Consider the following 15124-nt stretch of genomic DNA (forward strand, 5'->3'; position numbering starts at 1 on the left):
ATTGCTTGTAGGCCCCATCCTGTGCTATCCTGTCGTTTTTGCGGTCATTTTCCAGCCCGTTTAAGCTAGTAAAAATCTGCCCGAGATACTAGTAAATAATCCCTTAAGCGGCCAAGTAATTGCCATAACCTACCACCATGGTAGAAACAATTACGGTAATAATGCCCAGAACAATAACGCGCATGGTTCGCGGACTGGCTCCCTTCCATTCGTTAAAGTAAATACCCCAGATATTGCTCACAATAATAATAAATGCCATGTGTAAGGTCCAGCTACTAAAACCCAGGCCGTTGGCCGAAAAAAGACTTTCGCCCATGCCGTAGAAAAAGAACTGCAAATACCAGGTGGTACCCGCTAGGGCTGAGAAAAAGTAATTCCGGGCGAGCGGGGCCGCGGTGTTGGTGTAGTCGCCACCGGTTTTATTTTTAAAATTTAAATAAACACACCAGATCAGGTTAGTAGTTAAGCCACCCAGTAAAATAACGACCAAAGTGGGATTATTCTGCCACAACGGATCAATGCCCCGAGCCACGGTAGCCTCGGCAATGGGCTTGCCGGTTTCGTAGCCAAACGACATAAACGCACTGAGCACCCCGGAAAAGATGGCTACCAGAATGCCTTTCGGGAAGTTGAATTCTTTAATGTTTTCGGTTTTTTGTTCGGCCGATAATTCCTGTTCTTTTAAGGTACCTGCTTTGCCGCAAATAGCAATGCCGGCCAAACACAATAACACGCCGGCAAAAATAATCAACCCGGAAGTAGTGCTGAGCAATTCCGAGATGGTTTTGGCATTACCCGACCGGCCAAAAAACTCGTAAAAAATGGGGGGAATCAGCGTACCGAAAGCTGCACAAAAACCCAGCACGATGGCCATGCCCAACGATAAACCCAAATACCGCATGGTTAACCCAAAAGTTAAGCCCCCAATACCCCAGAGCAAACCCATTAAGTAGGTATAAAAAAGCGTAGATAGGGGCGTGCGGGTGAGCGTGGCCAGGTAACCAGGGGCCGTTAGCGCCGCGCCGAGCGGTGGCACAATTAACCACGAAAAAATGCCGCCTACCAGCCAGTAACTTTCCCAGGCCCATTGCTTTACTTTTTTAAACGGTATGTAAAAACTGCCGGAGGCAAAACCCCCGATAAAATGGTAGAAAAGTCCCAGAATAACCTGCATAGAGGAATGTACTGTTTAATTAACGGTTAATGGTTGTGTAAACTATTATTAAATTTTTCTAGCAATGCCCTGCTTTCCCGTACATCCACCAGAATGTTTTTAACTAGGGAGCACTAAAAATTTTAAAATTTTAAAAATTAAGCTTTACGGTACTGGGAAATGTAGTTTTTTTGAAAAAAGAAACTGTCCTGCTCTATCCTGCAAAATTCGTAACGGAAGTACTTGGCTTTTTTTATTTTCCGGAGTAGCCTTTAGCAGATGCAGCAGTATTAATTTTACGGGTACCACCCGAACGAACCGGCTATCAACGGCTTATCCATTTTAGCCTATTCAGATCCAGGAGCTTACTAGAACAGCCCAAAAGCGGCTTTTCCCAGTTTTTTCTAACAACTAAAAAAAGTGGTGGAAGCCTCCGCATTAAAAAGCCAGATTTGTTAATGGCTTCCCGCGTAAAATCTTCTGGGGCCTGGTAAATCTATTCGGCTAATCTTGCGTACGCGTACTAAATAAATAATTAAGAATTATGAAGCTGCTTTTTACGAGTGTGTTTTGCTTTTTCGGACTACTGGGTTGCACAACTAACCAATTCTTAACTACCAACCAATACACGAATGCGGACATTCCGCTTTCCATTGTATTACCCGAAAGTAAATCGCCCCTACGGCATACCGCCTCTTTACAACGTTCCGCTAATAAAAGATTTAATAAATACGCAGCCATGCTCACGGCGCAAACCCCGCAAAAAATATTGTTTTACAGCGGCGGAGCCGATAATCCCGATCAGGTGCTCTACACGGCGGTGGGCAGCGTTATCAGTTTAGAAGATACCGTGAAAATTAAAAATGCGGGCTTTGCCAACCGGCAAGTAAATGCCCAACCGTATTTGCATAAAACCACCATCGATAAAGCCAATAAAGTAGTTTCATCGGAGTACATCGTGAAAATGCCGAAAGATTATTTTTATCTTTTTGCTTCGGCACCCATCACCAAAGCCATCCGGCAAAACGAAGAAGCCATGATTATTGTGCAGGATAGTTTAAACCGAAAATACGCGGCGGCTATTGGTACTTTAAAAATAACAAAATAATATTTGGGGCCACGGCCTCAGGTTTGGGGCAAAGCCGAACCCAAATAAGAATTTACATTTTCACGGGTAATAATTTCCAGGGGCAGTAAATTGCGGGCGGGTGGTTCTTTTTTTAAAAATAAAAAGTTGGCCAGGTGCTGAATGCCCAGAAAAGTCTGGTGTTTGGAATTTTGATTAATCAGAAAGTCGATGGTACCGGCCTGCAAGTGCTCAACATTTTCGGGCAGTAAATCATAACCGATCAGCCGCAAATCTTTATTCCCCAGCTTTTCTAAAATACCGGCAATGGTAGAAGTACCTTTAGAAGTAGTTACAAAAATTCCTTTTAGCTGATTGTCTTTCAACAGGCCCTGTACTTGCTTTAATAACTTCGCTTCTTCGGTTTCGGTAATATCCAGCGCCATGGTTTTAAATTCCGGCTGGTTTTTAACTTTAAAAAAGTGCTCAAAGCCTCGTTGTTTATCTAGCAAATGGATGGAGTTTTCACTGGCTTCGTTTACGTGCAACACCGCAAAGGTTCCCGGTAAATCTTGACCTAAACTCATTAATTCGGCGGCTACCCGGCCACTGTCGAATAAATTCTGCCCGATAAAACTAAGCGGGTGGATTTCCGGGATGTTGGTATTAAAAATAACAAAAGGTATTTTACTGGCCTGGCACTGGTGCAGAAAATGCAAGGCCTCGTGGTAAAAAATGGGCGCAATTACAATGCCGTCGGGTTTGGTAAGGTGCGCCGATTGGGTTAGTTGCAGAAAGGATTCTTTGTGGTACAGGTCAAAAAAATGCGTTTCCACGTACACATCGTATTGGTCCCATTCGGCGGCAGCGTGCCGGATACCAATGTGCGCCTGGGCCCAGTATTCGTCCTGGGCAGGATCCGGAATAATAACCGCAATCCGGAAAACTTTTTTGGTACCCAGGGTGCGGGCAATTAAATTAGGTTTATAGTCAATCTCGCGCAAGGTGCTGAGTACTTTCTGCAAAGCTTCTTCCGAAACTTTGCCGCGGTTATGCAATACCCGGTCGACGGTACCTATGGAAACCCCCGCTAACTGCGCAATATCCTTGATTCTAATATTCTTTTTTTCCATTTTTAAAAAGCTGCCAGAAACCCCAATTTAAGGAGACTTCCAGTACAATATATAAGCTGCCTTAAATATATTTTAATCTCAATAGAATTCCTGGTTTATAACCCTGGCTAAAATGTTAAAATATCCACGATAAACCACGGGGCTATTATTCTTTGTATCAGAAAATGCTAAACAAGTACCATGTATTCACTTATTACATTCAAAAATAGCATTTCGTATTATATGTTAGCGTACACAACTACCATGTTAGCGCACACATTTTAAAATTTATGCTTTGTTTTTCGATTTGTTTGTTCTAGTTTTAAGCTACACAATTACGATGCATGTAATAAGCACAGCTGGCGGTTAAATTGCCGGAAAACCAGTTAAACTTAGTGGTAATTTTAAAAATTTCTGCTGCTGCTGCGGTGTTTTATTAGCAAATTTCCTTTTACCGGACTCTCCCCCTATGATTGTAAAAATCATACCTGTTCCTCTACCTACCGCACAAAGTTTTGTGCGGCTATTCATTCACTAACTAATACTTTATATGAAAAACAACTACAAATTTTATCTTCTCGGGGCTTTACTCTTGTGCTGCCAGGTAAGCTGGGCCCAGTTCGTGGTTAAAGGCCGGATCACCGACGAGGCCCAACAACCCATGCCGGGCGTAACGGTATTGTTGAAAGGCACCACTACCGGTACTGCTTCTAATAACGAAGGAACGTATTCTCTGCAAGTACCTAACGGCAGCGGAACTTTGGTTTTCTCGTTTATTGGCTACGTTACCAAAGAAATTGCCATTAATAACCAAGCTACCCTTAACACCAGCCTGGCCTCGGATGCCCAATCGCTGAACGAAGTGGTGGTTACCGCCTTAGGAATTAAGCGGGAACAAAAAGCTTTAGGCTACGCCGTCAGTACGGTTACTTCCGAGCAAATCAATCAGGCCGGAAATACTAATTTTGCCTCGGCCCTTTATGGGAAAGCACCTGGCGTACGCATTAACACCGCGCCCGGCGGTGCTACCGGAGCTGCAAACGTGCAGATTCGGGGAATCAATTCTTTAAATTACAATAACAACCCGATTTACGTGGTTGATGGTATTGTAATCCGGAACACCAGCGAAACAGGTAGCACGCGTTTTAACAACGATGGTTACTATAGCGACACTAAAATCCGGGGAAACGGTATTCTGGATATTAATCCGGCGGATATTGAATCCTTAAGCATCCTGAAAGGCGCGAGTGCCTCGGCTTTGTATGGTTCCGAAGCGGCTAACGGCGTTATTGTTATTACCACCAAGAAAGGTACCAAGGGCAAAGGATTGGGAGTAGATTTAAATTACGTTTTTAATACCGAAGAAATTGCTTTTTCTCCGGACTTCCAGAATACCTACGGACCAGGTTACGACCGGGAGACCAACTTGGCTAACGGGGCCGATGAAGAAGGCTGGATTGCCGTAGATACCGATGGCGATGGGGTAAAAGAAAGTAAGCGGCCTTATTTTCGGGCTTACGGCCAGTTTGGACCTAAAATGGAGGGACAAATGGTGCCGTGGTGGGATGGTACTACCCGGGCTTACTCGGCCAAACCCGATAATTACAAAGATTTGTACCGTCGGGGTTACAATTCTTCTTTAAACGTGGCCTTGTCTAATCAAACGGATAAGTCGGCTTATCGTTTTTCGTTCACGCGTTTAGATAACGAGGGCATTCAGCGGGGTGGTAAGTTAGAACGTAACACATTTAACCTGAACAGTAATTTAAAACTGAATGATAAGGTTAATACCGACGTTATTATCAACTATGTGAACTCCCATGTTCATAACCGCCCAGAACAAATTAACCGGATAACCGCCAACTACGGAGGTTTTTTTAGCCGCGCCGATGATATGTCCGCGTATTTAGATAAATACCAAACTTCACAAGGTTATAAATACGTGCCGTATGATCAACCGCAGCGTAATCCGCAGGAAGCCCTGAAGTACAACATCCGGGCTTACGATGTCCTGGATTTCTTATGGCGCCAGGTTAAAAACAACGAAGATGAGTACCAGGACCGGTTAATTTCGAGTGTTACGCTGAACTATAACGTAGCCAAAAATTTAAAATTCCGGGCCCGGGTAGGAAACGACTTTACCAGCGTCAACATCGAGAATCAGCAATTTAATGAGTATCCCTTGGTATTTAACGGTACCAGCAGCACCGGTAATTACAGCATCAACAACGGCCGGTACTCGGTGCTTTATACCGATGAGCTGTTAACTTATACTAACCAGATCTCGGAAGATTTTGATTTTTCGGTTAGCGGTGGTTTTCAGGGCCGGAAAGAAACTTTACGGTACCAAACATCCGGCACCAACGGTGGTTTAGTGGTTGAAAACTGGTTTAACTTAGCGAACTCTAAATCATTTGGCACAACCTCTGCCTGGCGCAAAGAATTATTAAAATACGCTTTCCTGGGTATTGCCAACGTTAGCTACAAAGATTTCTTGTTTTTAGAAGGTACCGCTCGTAAGGAATATTCTTCTACGTTAGCTCCGGGCAATAATAGTTATTTTTACCCATCGGTAAACGGTAGCTTTGTATTTACCCAGGCCTTGCAATTACCAGCTTTTTTAAGTTTCGGTAAAATACGGGCCGGCTACGGCGTGGTGGCCAACGCTCCGGAAATCTACGCCGCTAATATTGCCTACGACCAAAATACCATTCAGTACGGGGGCGGGGGCGTACCTGTATTAAGTGCTAAAAGTTCCTACGGCAATAACAACATCCGCCCCGAAGAAAAACGGGAATTGGAATTTGGTTTAGAGACCCGTATCCTGAATAATAAATTCGGGATCGACTTAACTTATTACACCAACCGGATGATCGACCAGATTATTCAGATGCAACTGCCTACCAGCACAGGAGCCAGCAACGTGTTATCTAATTTAGGAGAACTCCGCAGCTACGGATGGGAATTAGGCTTAAATGCCACTCCGGTTTCTAAAGCATTCCGTTGGGATGCTCAATTAAACTTTGCCATAAACCGGACCAAAGTTCAGAAATTAATGCCCGGCCTGGATCGCTTGACTTATTACGATGGCGACGGAGGTGCCGTTAGAATGTACGCCGAAGTGGGCGAATCTTTAGGTAACATCTACGTGCATCCGCGGGCTACCGACGCCAATGGAAATTATATCATTGACGAAGGCGGATACTATACCTTCAGTACCGACTACGTTAAAGTGGGCAATACCTTACCCAAAGTTATCGGGGGTTTAACCAACACGTTTTCTTATAAGAATTTATCGTTAAACGTATTGGTGGATTACCGTTTTGGCGGTAAATTAGTATCTACCCCGTTACTTTACGGCAAGGGCGCTGGTTTGTACGAGGAAACCATGCAATACCGCGATGCTGAAAATGGGGGACTCCCGTATTACCTTGATGCCGCAAATAACAACCAAAAAGTACTTTTACCGGATCATAACAGCGCGGCGCCAAACGGGGCCAAAGTATACCACGATGGGGTTTTACTCGAAGGAGTTACTGCCGATGGTCAGCCCAACCAAACTATTGTGGATGCTCCTAATTATTACCTGAATACATTTACCTGGAGTTCTGGCTGGTACGAAAACGGCGCGGTTTTTAAAAATTCTTACATTAAAATGCGGGAATTAACTTTAGGTTATAACCTGCCGCAAGCAGTTGCTTCTAAACTGAAATTCCAGAATATCCGGGTTTCCCTGATTGGTCGCAACTTGTTTTACTTCTGGAAAACTTTGCCGCATTTAGATCCGGAAACTGGTATTGGCACGGCCTGGAACCGCCAAGGCGTTGATGAAGGTACCATGGCTCCTACGCGCAGCTACGGCGTATCTCTGAACGTGAGCTTCTAAACCAGAAATTTTAAAATTTAAACAGATTCATCATGAAAAGAATAATTATAAATATCGGTTGCGCTTTATCGCTACTCGCAGGGGTTAGTGCGTGTACCGACAAGCTGGAAGAACTTTACGTTGACCCTGGCACCACATCGGCCCCATCCATTGAAAAGTTTTTTACCCGTATGCTCGACAATGGTCGGGTGCGGCCCAATTACTGGGAAATCCGGACATTTGCGTTACCGCACACGGCTAAATATACCCAAACGGCCAGTTTTGTAAATGGCACCAAAATGTACCAGCAGCAGCAATCGTATCTGCAAAACCGTTGGGACGATTATTATACCCCTGGTGGGAATGGTGGCGGCATTGTGGCCCAGTACCGCGAAATTGAGAAAACTTACGCAGGCTTAACGGATGCCGAAAAAGCAGATGCCGAGGTTTTTGTGCAGGCTTCTAAAGTAGTGTTTCTGGACCAAACCGCTCAGATGGTAGATCTGTGGGGTGATATTCCGTTCTCGGAGGCAGGTGCTTTAAATTTAACCGGTCAGGTAGTACGACCTAAATTTGATGATGCTCGCCAGGTGTACGAGACGGTACTAACCGGTTTAAAAGAAGCTTCTGATTATTTTGCAACCGCTGAGTTAGGTTCCGTTTCTAAAGTTACTTTTCAGAAGCAGGACATTATGCTGGGTGGTGATTTAAACAAATGGCGCCGCTATACTAACTCATTGCGGTTGCGGTTGCTCATGCGTCTTTCGTTTGTAGATGAAACCAAAGCCAAAACCGAAGTTGCCGCTATATTGGCAGATCCGGTGAAGTATCCTTTGGTGGACGAAGCGAAATACGACGTTTTACTGAAACCCCTGGATAATAACACCAACAGTTTAGAAAGCGCTTTAACGGAAGTATCGGCTCAAGTAGCGCCCGGAACTATACTGGAAGGTTTAATGAAGCCAACGAACGATCCCCGTATTCCGGTAATGTTTGACAAAGGCGTGCGTACCGAAAACGGTAATTCCGTTCGCAACGAAGATTATTTTGGTCTTCCGGTTAATTTGGCTTCGGCGGAACAGGAAACAAACATTAGCCAGGGCCGGTACGCGGTGCTGGACTCGGCTACTTTTATTCGCAACAGCAAACTGCCGGGCATTGTATTTACATCTGCCGAAGTGTCTTTCCTAAAAGCCGAAGCGTTTGAACGTTGGGGCGGGGGAGATGCCCTAATGGTTTATAATATGGGAGTGCAGCAATCCATCACTTTTTATTATTACCTCAATAGCTTAAGCGATCTGGCAGGTAGCAATCCGCTGGATACCCCTACGGCCGCTGCAGTTACCGAATATTTAGCTAATCCTACTATTGCATACGCTGGTGCTCAGAACGAAAAATTAAGTAAAATCTGGACGCAGAAATGGGTACATTTTGGCTTTTTGCAATCGGTACAAAACTGGGCGGAAGTAAGAAGAACTAAAACCCCTGGATTAGCTTTCCAGGAAGATAGCAGCACGCCCGCCGAAAAATTACCACCTTCCCGGTTGATTTACCCGGGTAACGAAAAAAGCTTAAATGGTGAACATTACAGTCAGGTAGCCGCTAAAGATTTACCTACCACGCGGATTTTCTGGGATGTAAGGTAAAATATTATAGCAAACTTTATTCATAAAAAAAGAGGCGGGATTTTTTCGCCTCTTTTTTTATGAATAAAGTTTATACCCAAAAAGGAAATTTCTAAAATTAATAAGCTATAATACCAAGTAGTAAATAAACTTTACCATAGTGGTTTGCTAGCTCGTGCGGAAGAGCCAAACGGGGCCCCGCCGGCCATGAGGCAAACTCAGCCCGTTCCAACTAGATAGCACCAGCGAATGGAAAGAGGCACTCTTTCCAAAGATCAGCTCAAGTAAACTTATTTTACGCTATGGAAGATTCTATTTACTAGATGGTATAAATTATACATTTTTAAAATTTTGGTACTAAAGCTACTACCACCAGAACCTGTCTTGCCTACATTATGTATTGCTAAATAACCGGAGTTTGAGTTAATAAAAGTAAAACGAAGAACAACGCTATACTGCTTATTTTTTGTTATTCAGAAGGAAACTATTTGGCCACGGAGCGGCAAAATTTTATTTCTTAATGACAAACATAGAGGAGAAAAGACCATTTAAATAAAATTTAAATCTTCTGGTAAATACTTTTAATAGCTGTTTGTACCAGCTAGTCCTTATTTCCAACTCTTTTTGCATAGCATAAATTCACCAAATTTAAAAGTTGAGTCGATCTAAATATATGCTTGAAAAATCAATTTATAATATGTAACTAATTGCTTGTTTTGGCAGCATGATCAATCATGCACTACAATCATGCCCAACAGGATTGTTATGCATTTTGCTATTTTCTAACAGCGTACTTAGGTATATAAAAGGTTTATGCCGAACTTCACAGTTTGTTTAAGAACCAAACCAATAAAAGTACTACAGCCTTTTATCCCTGATTATATTGTCCGGCATTACTGGTAACGACTTTTTTTTAAATTTTTATTATGGGTGACGTAATTAACAAAGTTGATTCTTTGTAGAGAGTAGAAAGCAACAAAAAAGCTCCTGATTGCAGGAGCTTTTTTGTTTAAACTATAATAGGGAACAATTTTATTTATCCCACCAAACCCGGGAGGTTAGCAAGTCACCGCCTTGGAGATTAGCTACTCCGGACTGTAAACCAGCCGGATTGTTGGAAATTTCGGAAGCTGGGTAAATCATGCGGCGCGGAATAGTCGCGTTGGTGATGTTACCCGGGTAATTTACCGGGGTTAATTCCGGATAACCCGAACGGCGCCAGTTAAACCAACCTTCAATAAAGTTAAAGGTAGTGGATGTTTCCAGCCAGTATTGTTCGTTTATTTGTTTTAACGGGTTAACGGCTCCTAACGGATTAGCGGTTACGTAAGCCGATATGGCGGCTTCGCTTACGGTTGCTGCTGCGTCTATTTGCGATAAAGATTGCATGGCTCCCCGTACCCCGTTAGCGTAGTGGGTAGCGGCTGTACCGCCTACGGTCCAACCGCGGTTAGCGGCTTCGGCTAATAACAATTCGGTCTCGGCGTAGGTTAATACAAAGTTTGGCGCATTACGTTTCATGTACACATTTACGCGGGGACGGGAGTACTTACCCAACGGGGCAATGTCGCTTCCGGTGCCGGTGGCTCCCGGATAGTTAGGATGCTGGCGGATATCAAAAGCGCCACCCGATAAGTCGTAACCGTTCGGCATTCCCACTTGTAGCGTTGGATCGGTGTTGCCGGTGGCACTTTGGTTGGCATTGGCAGTAGCACCTGCTCCCGGTATTTCCCCAATAACTCCTAAACGCGGATCATTCTGGGTCCGTAAGTAATCAATTAAAGTTTTGCTCCATCTTACTTCCCGGAAATCATCCGGGGTAAGCAAAGCACCCGTGGTACTGTTCTGGGTATCGCCATTAGCGGCATCGGTTCTGACCAAGGCATTGTCGTTGTAACTGGCCAGGGTACCCGCGGCGGCAGCTTTTTCGGTCCAGGATTTGGCCGTAGCCGGATCAACTTTCGTTAAACGCATGGCTACCCGCACCATTAAAGAATAACCAAACTTTTTCCATTGCGCTACATCCCCGGCGTAAAATAAATCGCCGGTAGGTTTTGGCGCTGCTGCATCCAGGCTGTTAATGGCCGCTTCCAGTTTAGTTAACAAGTCCAGGTAAATGTCCTGCTGCTTGTCGTATTTAGGAGCAGTTACGCCTTCCGCAGCTTGTAAGGCTTCGGTATACGGAATATCGCCGTAGGTATCGGTAATGCGCTGAAAAATCAATACCCGCATAATATTACTAACCGCAATTACATTTTTAAAACGCGCCGGATCCTGGGTGTTTGCAATTAAAATGGCCTGGTTCAAACGGCTCAAAGAGGTGTATCCATCGTTAAATATCCGGCCCTGGTAATCGGTAAAATTACCGGCATTCACATATTTGTCGCCGTTACCGTAATAATTGTAGGTGCTGGCCAAAGCCTGAATACCGGTAGCCTGATACAATAATTGCGCATAACCGGTGTTCGAAAATCCCAGCTGGGCATCGGCTAGTAAAAAGTTCGGATTAAACTGGGTTGCATTCGCCGCATTCGGATTGGTATTTACTTCGTCTAAGTGGTCCTCGGAGCAGGCCGGGGCCAAAAGCACCGAGGCAAGGGCGATGTATATAAAAGTCTTTTTCATTCGATTATTTAAATTTAACGTTTAAAGTAAAGCCATACGTTCTGGCAAACGGCAGCGAACCACCTTCTACGCCGGCGTAGGTTACTAAAGATGAAATGGTGTTTTCGGGATCGATGTTGTCGGTATGTTTCATGAGCGTAAATAAGTTACGTCCCACCAACGACAAACTAATCGCCTGGAACGGCGTTTTAGTTAAGATGCCTTGCGGTAAGCTATAGCCGAGGGTTAACTGACGGAATTTAATAAAGCTACCATCCAGCACCGATACCGCGGATACGTTATTAGCCAACTGCGGATAATAAATGTAAGCCGGTACCACAGTTTCGTTTACGCTACCATCTTCTTTCACACCAGCGGCTACTACTCCGGTTTCACGACCCACTAAGGTGGCTTGGTTTAAGCCCCGTACGTACGAGTAATGCTCCGTTGCCGAAAGTACTTTATTGTTGTACTTAAAGTCGATTAAGAACGACAGGTTAAAGTTTTTAAACGAGAAATCGTTATTCCAACCGCCGTACAGGTTTGGTAAACCAGATCCCATCGGTTTTAAATCGCCCCGTAAGGGAACACCATTGGCGCCAACAATTACATTCCCGTTGGCATCGCGCTTGTAATCATAAGCCATAACCTGGGCAATTGGTAAACCTTTCACGATGGAAATATTACCGTTTAATGGGCGGTAAGTACCGGTTTGCAGCGGCGATGGATTCTCCGATTGGTCAATTTCTAAAACTTCGTTGCGCAGTTTGGTAAAATTAAAGGAGGTATTCCAGTTGAAAGCAGAACGGATAGGGGTACCCGATACCATTAACTCAATACCCCGGTTGGAAGTAGAACCTAAATTAACCGAACGGCTGGTAAATCCAGTAGAAGAAGACAAGCTGGCCGATACAATTTCACCTTCGGTTTTACGGTCAAAGTACGTTACGTCTAAACCTAAACGGTTATCCAGAAACTTCATTTCGGTACCCACTTCAAATTCGTTCAGGCTGAAAGGTTCCAGGTTCGCGTTTGGTAACTTGGCATCAAAAGAACCGCGGGGGGTGCCGTTAATAGGGTTGTTAACGTTGTAATAAAAAGCAGTTTGGTACGGTTGGGCGGGCTCACCGCTGGTTTCGGCGTAAGATGCCCGGATTTTACCGTAGTTTAAAGCCGGGGTATTCAGCAGATCTGAGAATACAAAGCTAGCCGATACCGAAGGCGTGAATAAGCTCCGGTTGCCCCGTGGTAAAGAAGAGAACGTATCGTAACGGCCAGTGGTGCTTAAAGTTAAATACTTGTAGCTGAAATCGGCGGTATAATACACCGAAGGCGTTTCCAAAGCCGAATACAGGTACTCGGAGTTCCGGGTGCGGGTGTTGGTTGGGGTATACAAATAAGGTACAATAAACTGGCCACCGTATAAACGAGTACTTTCCGAATTATTGCGCCGGAAGTTACCTCCTACGCTGGCATCGATCGAGAAATCGTCGTTGATGTTTTTGCTGAAAGATAACAACGCATCGGTGTTTAATTCTAAACGGGTGCCCTGGTATAAAGCTTCCAGAGATCCTTCGCCATTAGATGAAAATAAAGTACCGTAAGGAAACACCGTAAAGCGGCGGTCGCTGGAAAAGTCGTAACCAATCCGGGCTTGTAACGATAGAAAATCAAAGAACTGGTAACGGGCCGAAATAGCCGAAATTAAACGCCGACGGGTGTTATCATTTTTAAATTGATTTACCACAAACCAAGGGTTAGTAGCGTAGATATCATCGCTCCAGGCTCTTTCTAAACCATTATTGGTAGCATCGTAACCCGGCTTCAGGCTCGCCTGATCTACGTTGGTAGCCAAAAACGTAATGTTATTAGCGTTCATAACGGCATCGCTCAAATACGGACGGTTTTTGTCTTTTTGGTCGATGTAATTAGCCATTAAGTTAAAGCTTAACTTTTTGGTTAATTCGTAAGAAGTGTTAAAGTTTACGGTTTTCCGGTCTAAGCCGCTGTTGCGCAAAATCGACTGACCATCCAGATTTGAAAGCGATAACCGGTAAGTACCGCGGTCGCCGCCACCCGAAATAGCGAGGGTGTTGGTCCAGGAAGCAGCCGTGCGGTAGAAATTTTCAATATTATTTTTTACCGCGGAGTAAGGATGCAGTTGCCCGTCGGATTGAATGGTGGGGGTACCATCTAAACGTTCGCCCCAGGAATTACGGCCGGATAATGCCGCGGAAGCCACATCCACTGGTCTTTTGCCTTGGGTTCCCTGGCCGTATTCGTATTGCCAATCGGTATTATCCACCGCCCGGTCGAACTGTAAGTTGGTGTTGTATTCAATAGTGGTTTTTCCTTTCACGCCGCTTTTGGTGGTTATCTGAATAACCCCGTTAGCAGCCCGGGAGCCGTACAAAGCCGAAGCTGTAGAACCTTTTAAAACAGTCATGGTTTCGATATCGTCCGGATTAATGTTACCGATCCCATCGCCCTGGTCGGCACCGCCCCACTCGCCGGAACTTCCCCGGTTGGTATTATCCATCGGCACACCGTTTATAACAATCAGGGGCGAAGAACTACCGGAAAACGAAGTAACCCCGCGAATATTAATGCGGGCCGAAGAACCTGGGCCGCCGCTAGTACCTGCCACGTTTAAACCCGAAACCCGACCCGATAAAGAGTTGGCCACGTTACTTTCGCGGGCTACGTTTAATACTTCGCCACCTACTTTAGAAACGGAATAACCCAGTTTACGCTCGTCTTTTTAATACCGAGCGCGGTAACTACTACTTCCTGCAAAGCGGTGGCATCGCTTTCGAGCACAACGTTTATTACCGACCGGTTATTTACCGGCACGGTCTGGTTTTTATAGCCAATGTAGGAAAAAATAAGGGTGCCATTGGCCGGCACATCGATCTGGAAGTTGCCATCTACATCCGAAATAGCTCCTTGGGTGGTGCCGCTAATTTGGATACTAACGCCCACCAAGGCGGTGTTATCAGAGCCAGTTACCTTGCCGGTAACCTGGTTACCCTGCGCAAAGCCGTATAATTGGCTCAGCAGCAAGAGTAAAGTAAAAAGGGGTAAAGCTTTTTTTAGCATGAATGAAAGTGTTTAGGTAGGTAATAGAGTGGTAAAAGAAAAATCGAAAACAGGATTGAACCTAAGGTAAGGTTCCGATGGAAGTAAAAGAAAAGGGTAAAAATTTAAAAAATCAGGGTTAAGGATAGTTCTTGATCATGCACATTTTGATATAAAGTAGGAAGTAAAGGACGATGGTGCATACCGCATGTACTAAACGGATGTATATTTAAGGCTAAATTTTGTCAGCTAACGGCAGATGGTTGGATTTAAAAGGTGAAAAGATGTTTTTATAGATGCTTTTAAAACTTTTACTATTATTTCTTGGCCTTGTTTTTAAAAAAATGATCTATTTACCGGAACCAGCATTAAAGTTTAAAGTAGTTTGGTAAAGCAAATAAAATAATAAAATGTTAACCTTGAAATATTTTATTTAAAAATAATTATAAAATAGCAATTTACAACCTAAAAGCATTTCAGGTAGAGAAACTTAGGCTTGTGTTCGGACACACCTAAAATTATGAAAATATGTGTGCGTACACAATTTTAGATTAAATAAATTTTTCGGAATTAATTTTTTGATTAAGTTTAGGTCAAAATCAAGTTTATATAAGCAAAGTT

9 protein-coding genes are annotated in these 15124 nt (G+C 44.1%); 3 read left to right on the forward strand and 6 right to left on the reverse strand.

Going from position 1 to position 15124, the window contains the following annotated elements; translation table 11 throughout:
* Positions 1-103 precede the first annotated feature (103 nt).
* Positions 104-1174, reverse strand: a complete 1071-nt coding sequence (rhaT, locus tag AHMF7616_RS05555; protein WP_115371980.1) for an L-rhamnose/proton symporter RhaT — start codon at positions 1172-1174, stop codon at positions 104-106.
* A 523-nt stretch (positions 1175-1697) separates the two neighbouring features.
* On the opposite strand from rhaT, the gene AHMF7616_RS05560 reads away from it, so the two are divergent.
* Positions 1698-2261 carry a hypothetical protein gene (locus AHMF7616_RS05560; protein WP_147275610.1) on the forward strand — a complete coding sequence of 188 codons (564 nt, stop codon included), beginning with the start codon at positions 1698-1700 and terminating at the stop codon, positions 2259-2261.
* 17 nt (positions 2262-2278) lie between these two features.
* Here the strand turns inward: AHMF7616_RS05560 and AHMF7616_RS05565 are convergent, their stop codons facing one another.
* Together AHMF7616_RS05565 and AHMF7616_RS26325 are read right to left on the reverse strand one after the other, a co-directional pair.
* The gene (locus AHMF7616_RS05565; RefSeq protein WP_115371982.1) at positions 2279-3352 is read right to left on the reverse strand and encodes a LacI family DNA-binding transcriptional regulator; all 1074 of its coding nucleotides are present in this window, start codon (positions 3350-3352) and stop codon (positions 2279-2281) included.
* 345 nt (positions 3353-3697) lie between these two features.
* Complete coding sequence (locus AHMF7616_RS26325; RefSeq protein ID WP_158546103.1) at positions 3698-3862, reverse strand: hypothetical protein; 165 nt, start codon at positions 3860-3862, stop codon at positions 3698-3700.
* Between the two features lie 19 nt (positions 3863-3881).
* Here AHMF7616_RS26325 and AHMF7616_RS05570 point away from each other — a divergent pair, with 19 nt between their 5' ends.
* The gene (locus AHMF7616_RS05570) at positions 3882-7217 is read left to right on the forward strand and encodes a SusC/RagA family TonB-linked outer membrane protein (RefSeq protein WP_115371983.1); all 3336 of its coding nucleotides are present in this window, start codon (positions 3882-3884) and stop codon (positions 7215-7217) included.
* Positions 7218-7249: 32 nt separating this feature from the next.
* Complete coding sequence (locus tag AHMF7616_RS05575) at positions 7250-8842, forward strand: SusD/RagB family nutrient-binding outer membrane lipoprotein (protein WP_115371984.1); 1593 nt, start codon at positions 7250-7252, stop codon at positions 8840-8842.
* Positions 8843-9853: 1011 nt separating this feature from the next.
* Here AHMF7616_RS05575 and AHMF7616_RS05580 read toward each other — a convergent pair.
* Genes AHMF7616_RS05580 through AHMF7616_RS27000 form a run of 3 tightly spaced genes read right to left on the reverse strand, consistent with a single transcriptional unit; the run spans position 9854 to position 14524 of the window.
* Positions 9854-11446, reverse strand: a complete 1593-nt coding sequence (locus AHMF7616_RS05580) for a SusD/RagB family nutrient-binding outer membrane lipoprotein (protein WP_115371985.1) — start codon at positions 11444-11446, stop codon at positions 9854-9856.
* A 4-nt stretch (positions 11447-11450) separates the two neighbouring features.
* Positions 11451-14171 carry a SusC/RagA family TonB-linked outer membrane protein gene (locus tag AHMF7616_RS05585; protein WP_233507756.1) on the reverse strand — a complete coding sequence of 907 codons (2721 nt, stop codon included), beginning with the start codon at positions 14169-14171 and terminating at the stop codon, positions 11451-11453.
* Complete coding sequence (locus AHMF7616_RS27000) at positions 14147-14524, reverse strand: carboxypeptidase-like regulatory domain-containing protein (protein ID WP_233507348.1); 378 nt, start codon at positions 14522-14524, stop codon at positions 14147-14149. Before AHMF7616_RS27000 ends, AHMF7616_RS05585 begins: the two co-directional genes overlap by 25 nt.
* Positions 14525-15124: the final 600 nt, after the last annotated feature.

Origin of the sequence: Adhaeribacter pallidiroseus, assembly GCF_003340495.1 — a bacterium.
Lineage (GTDB): Bacteria > Bacteroidota > Bacteroidia > Cytophagales > Hymenobacteraceae > Adhaeribacter > Adhaeribacter pallidiroseus.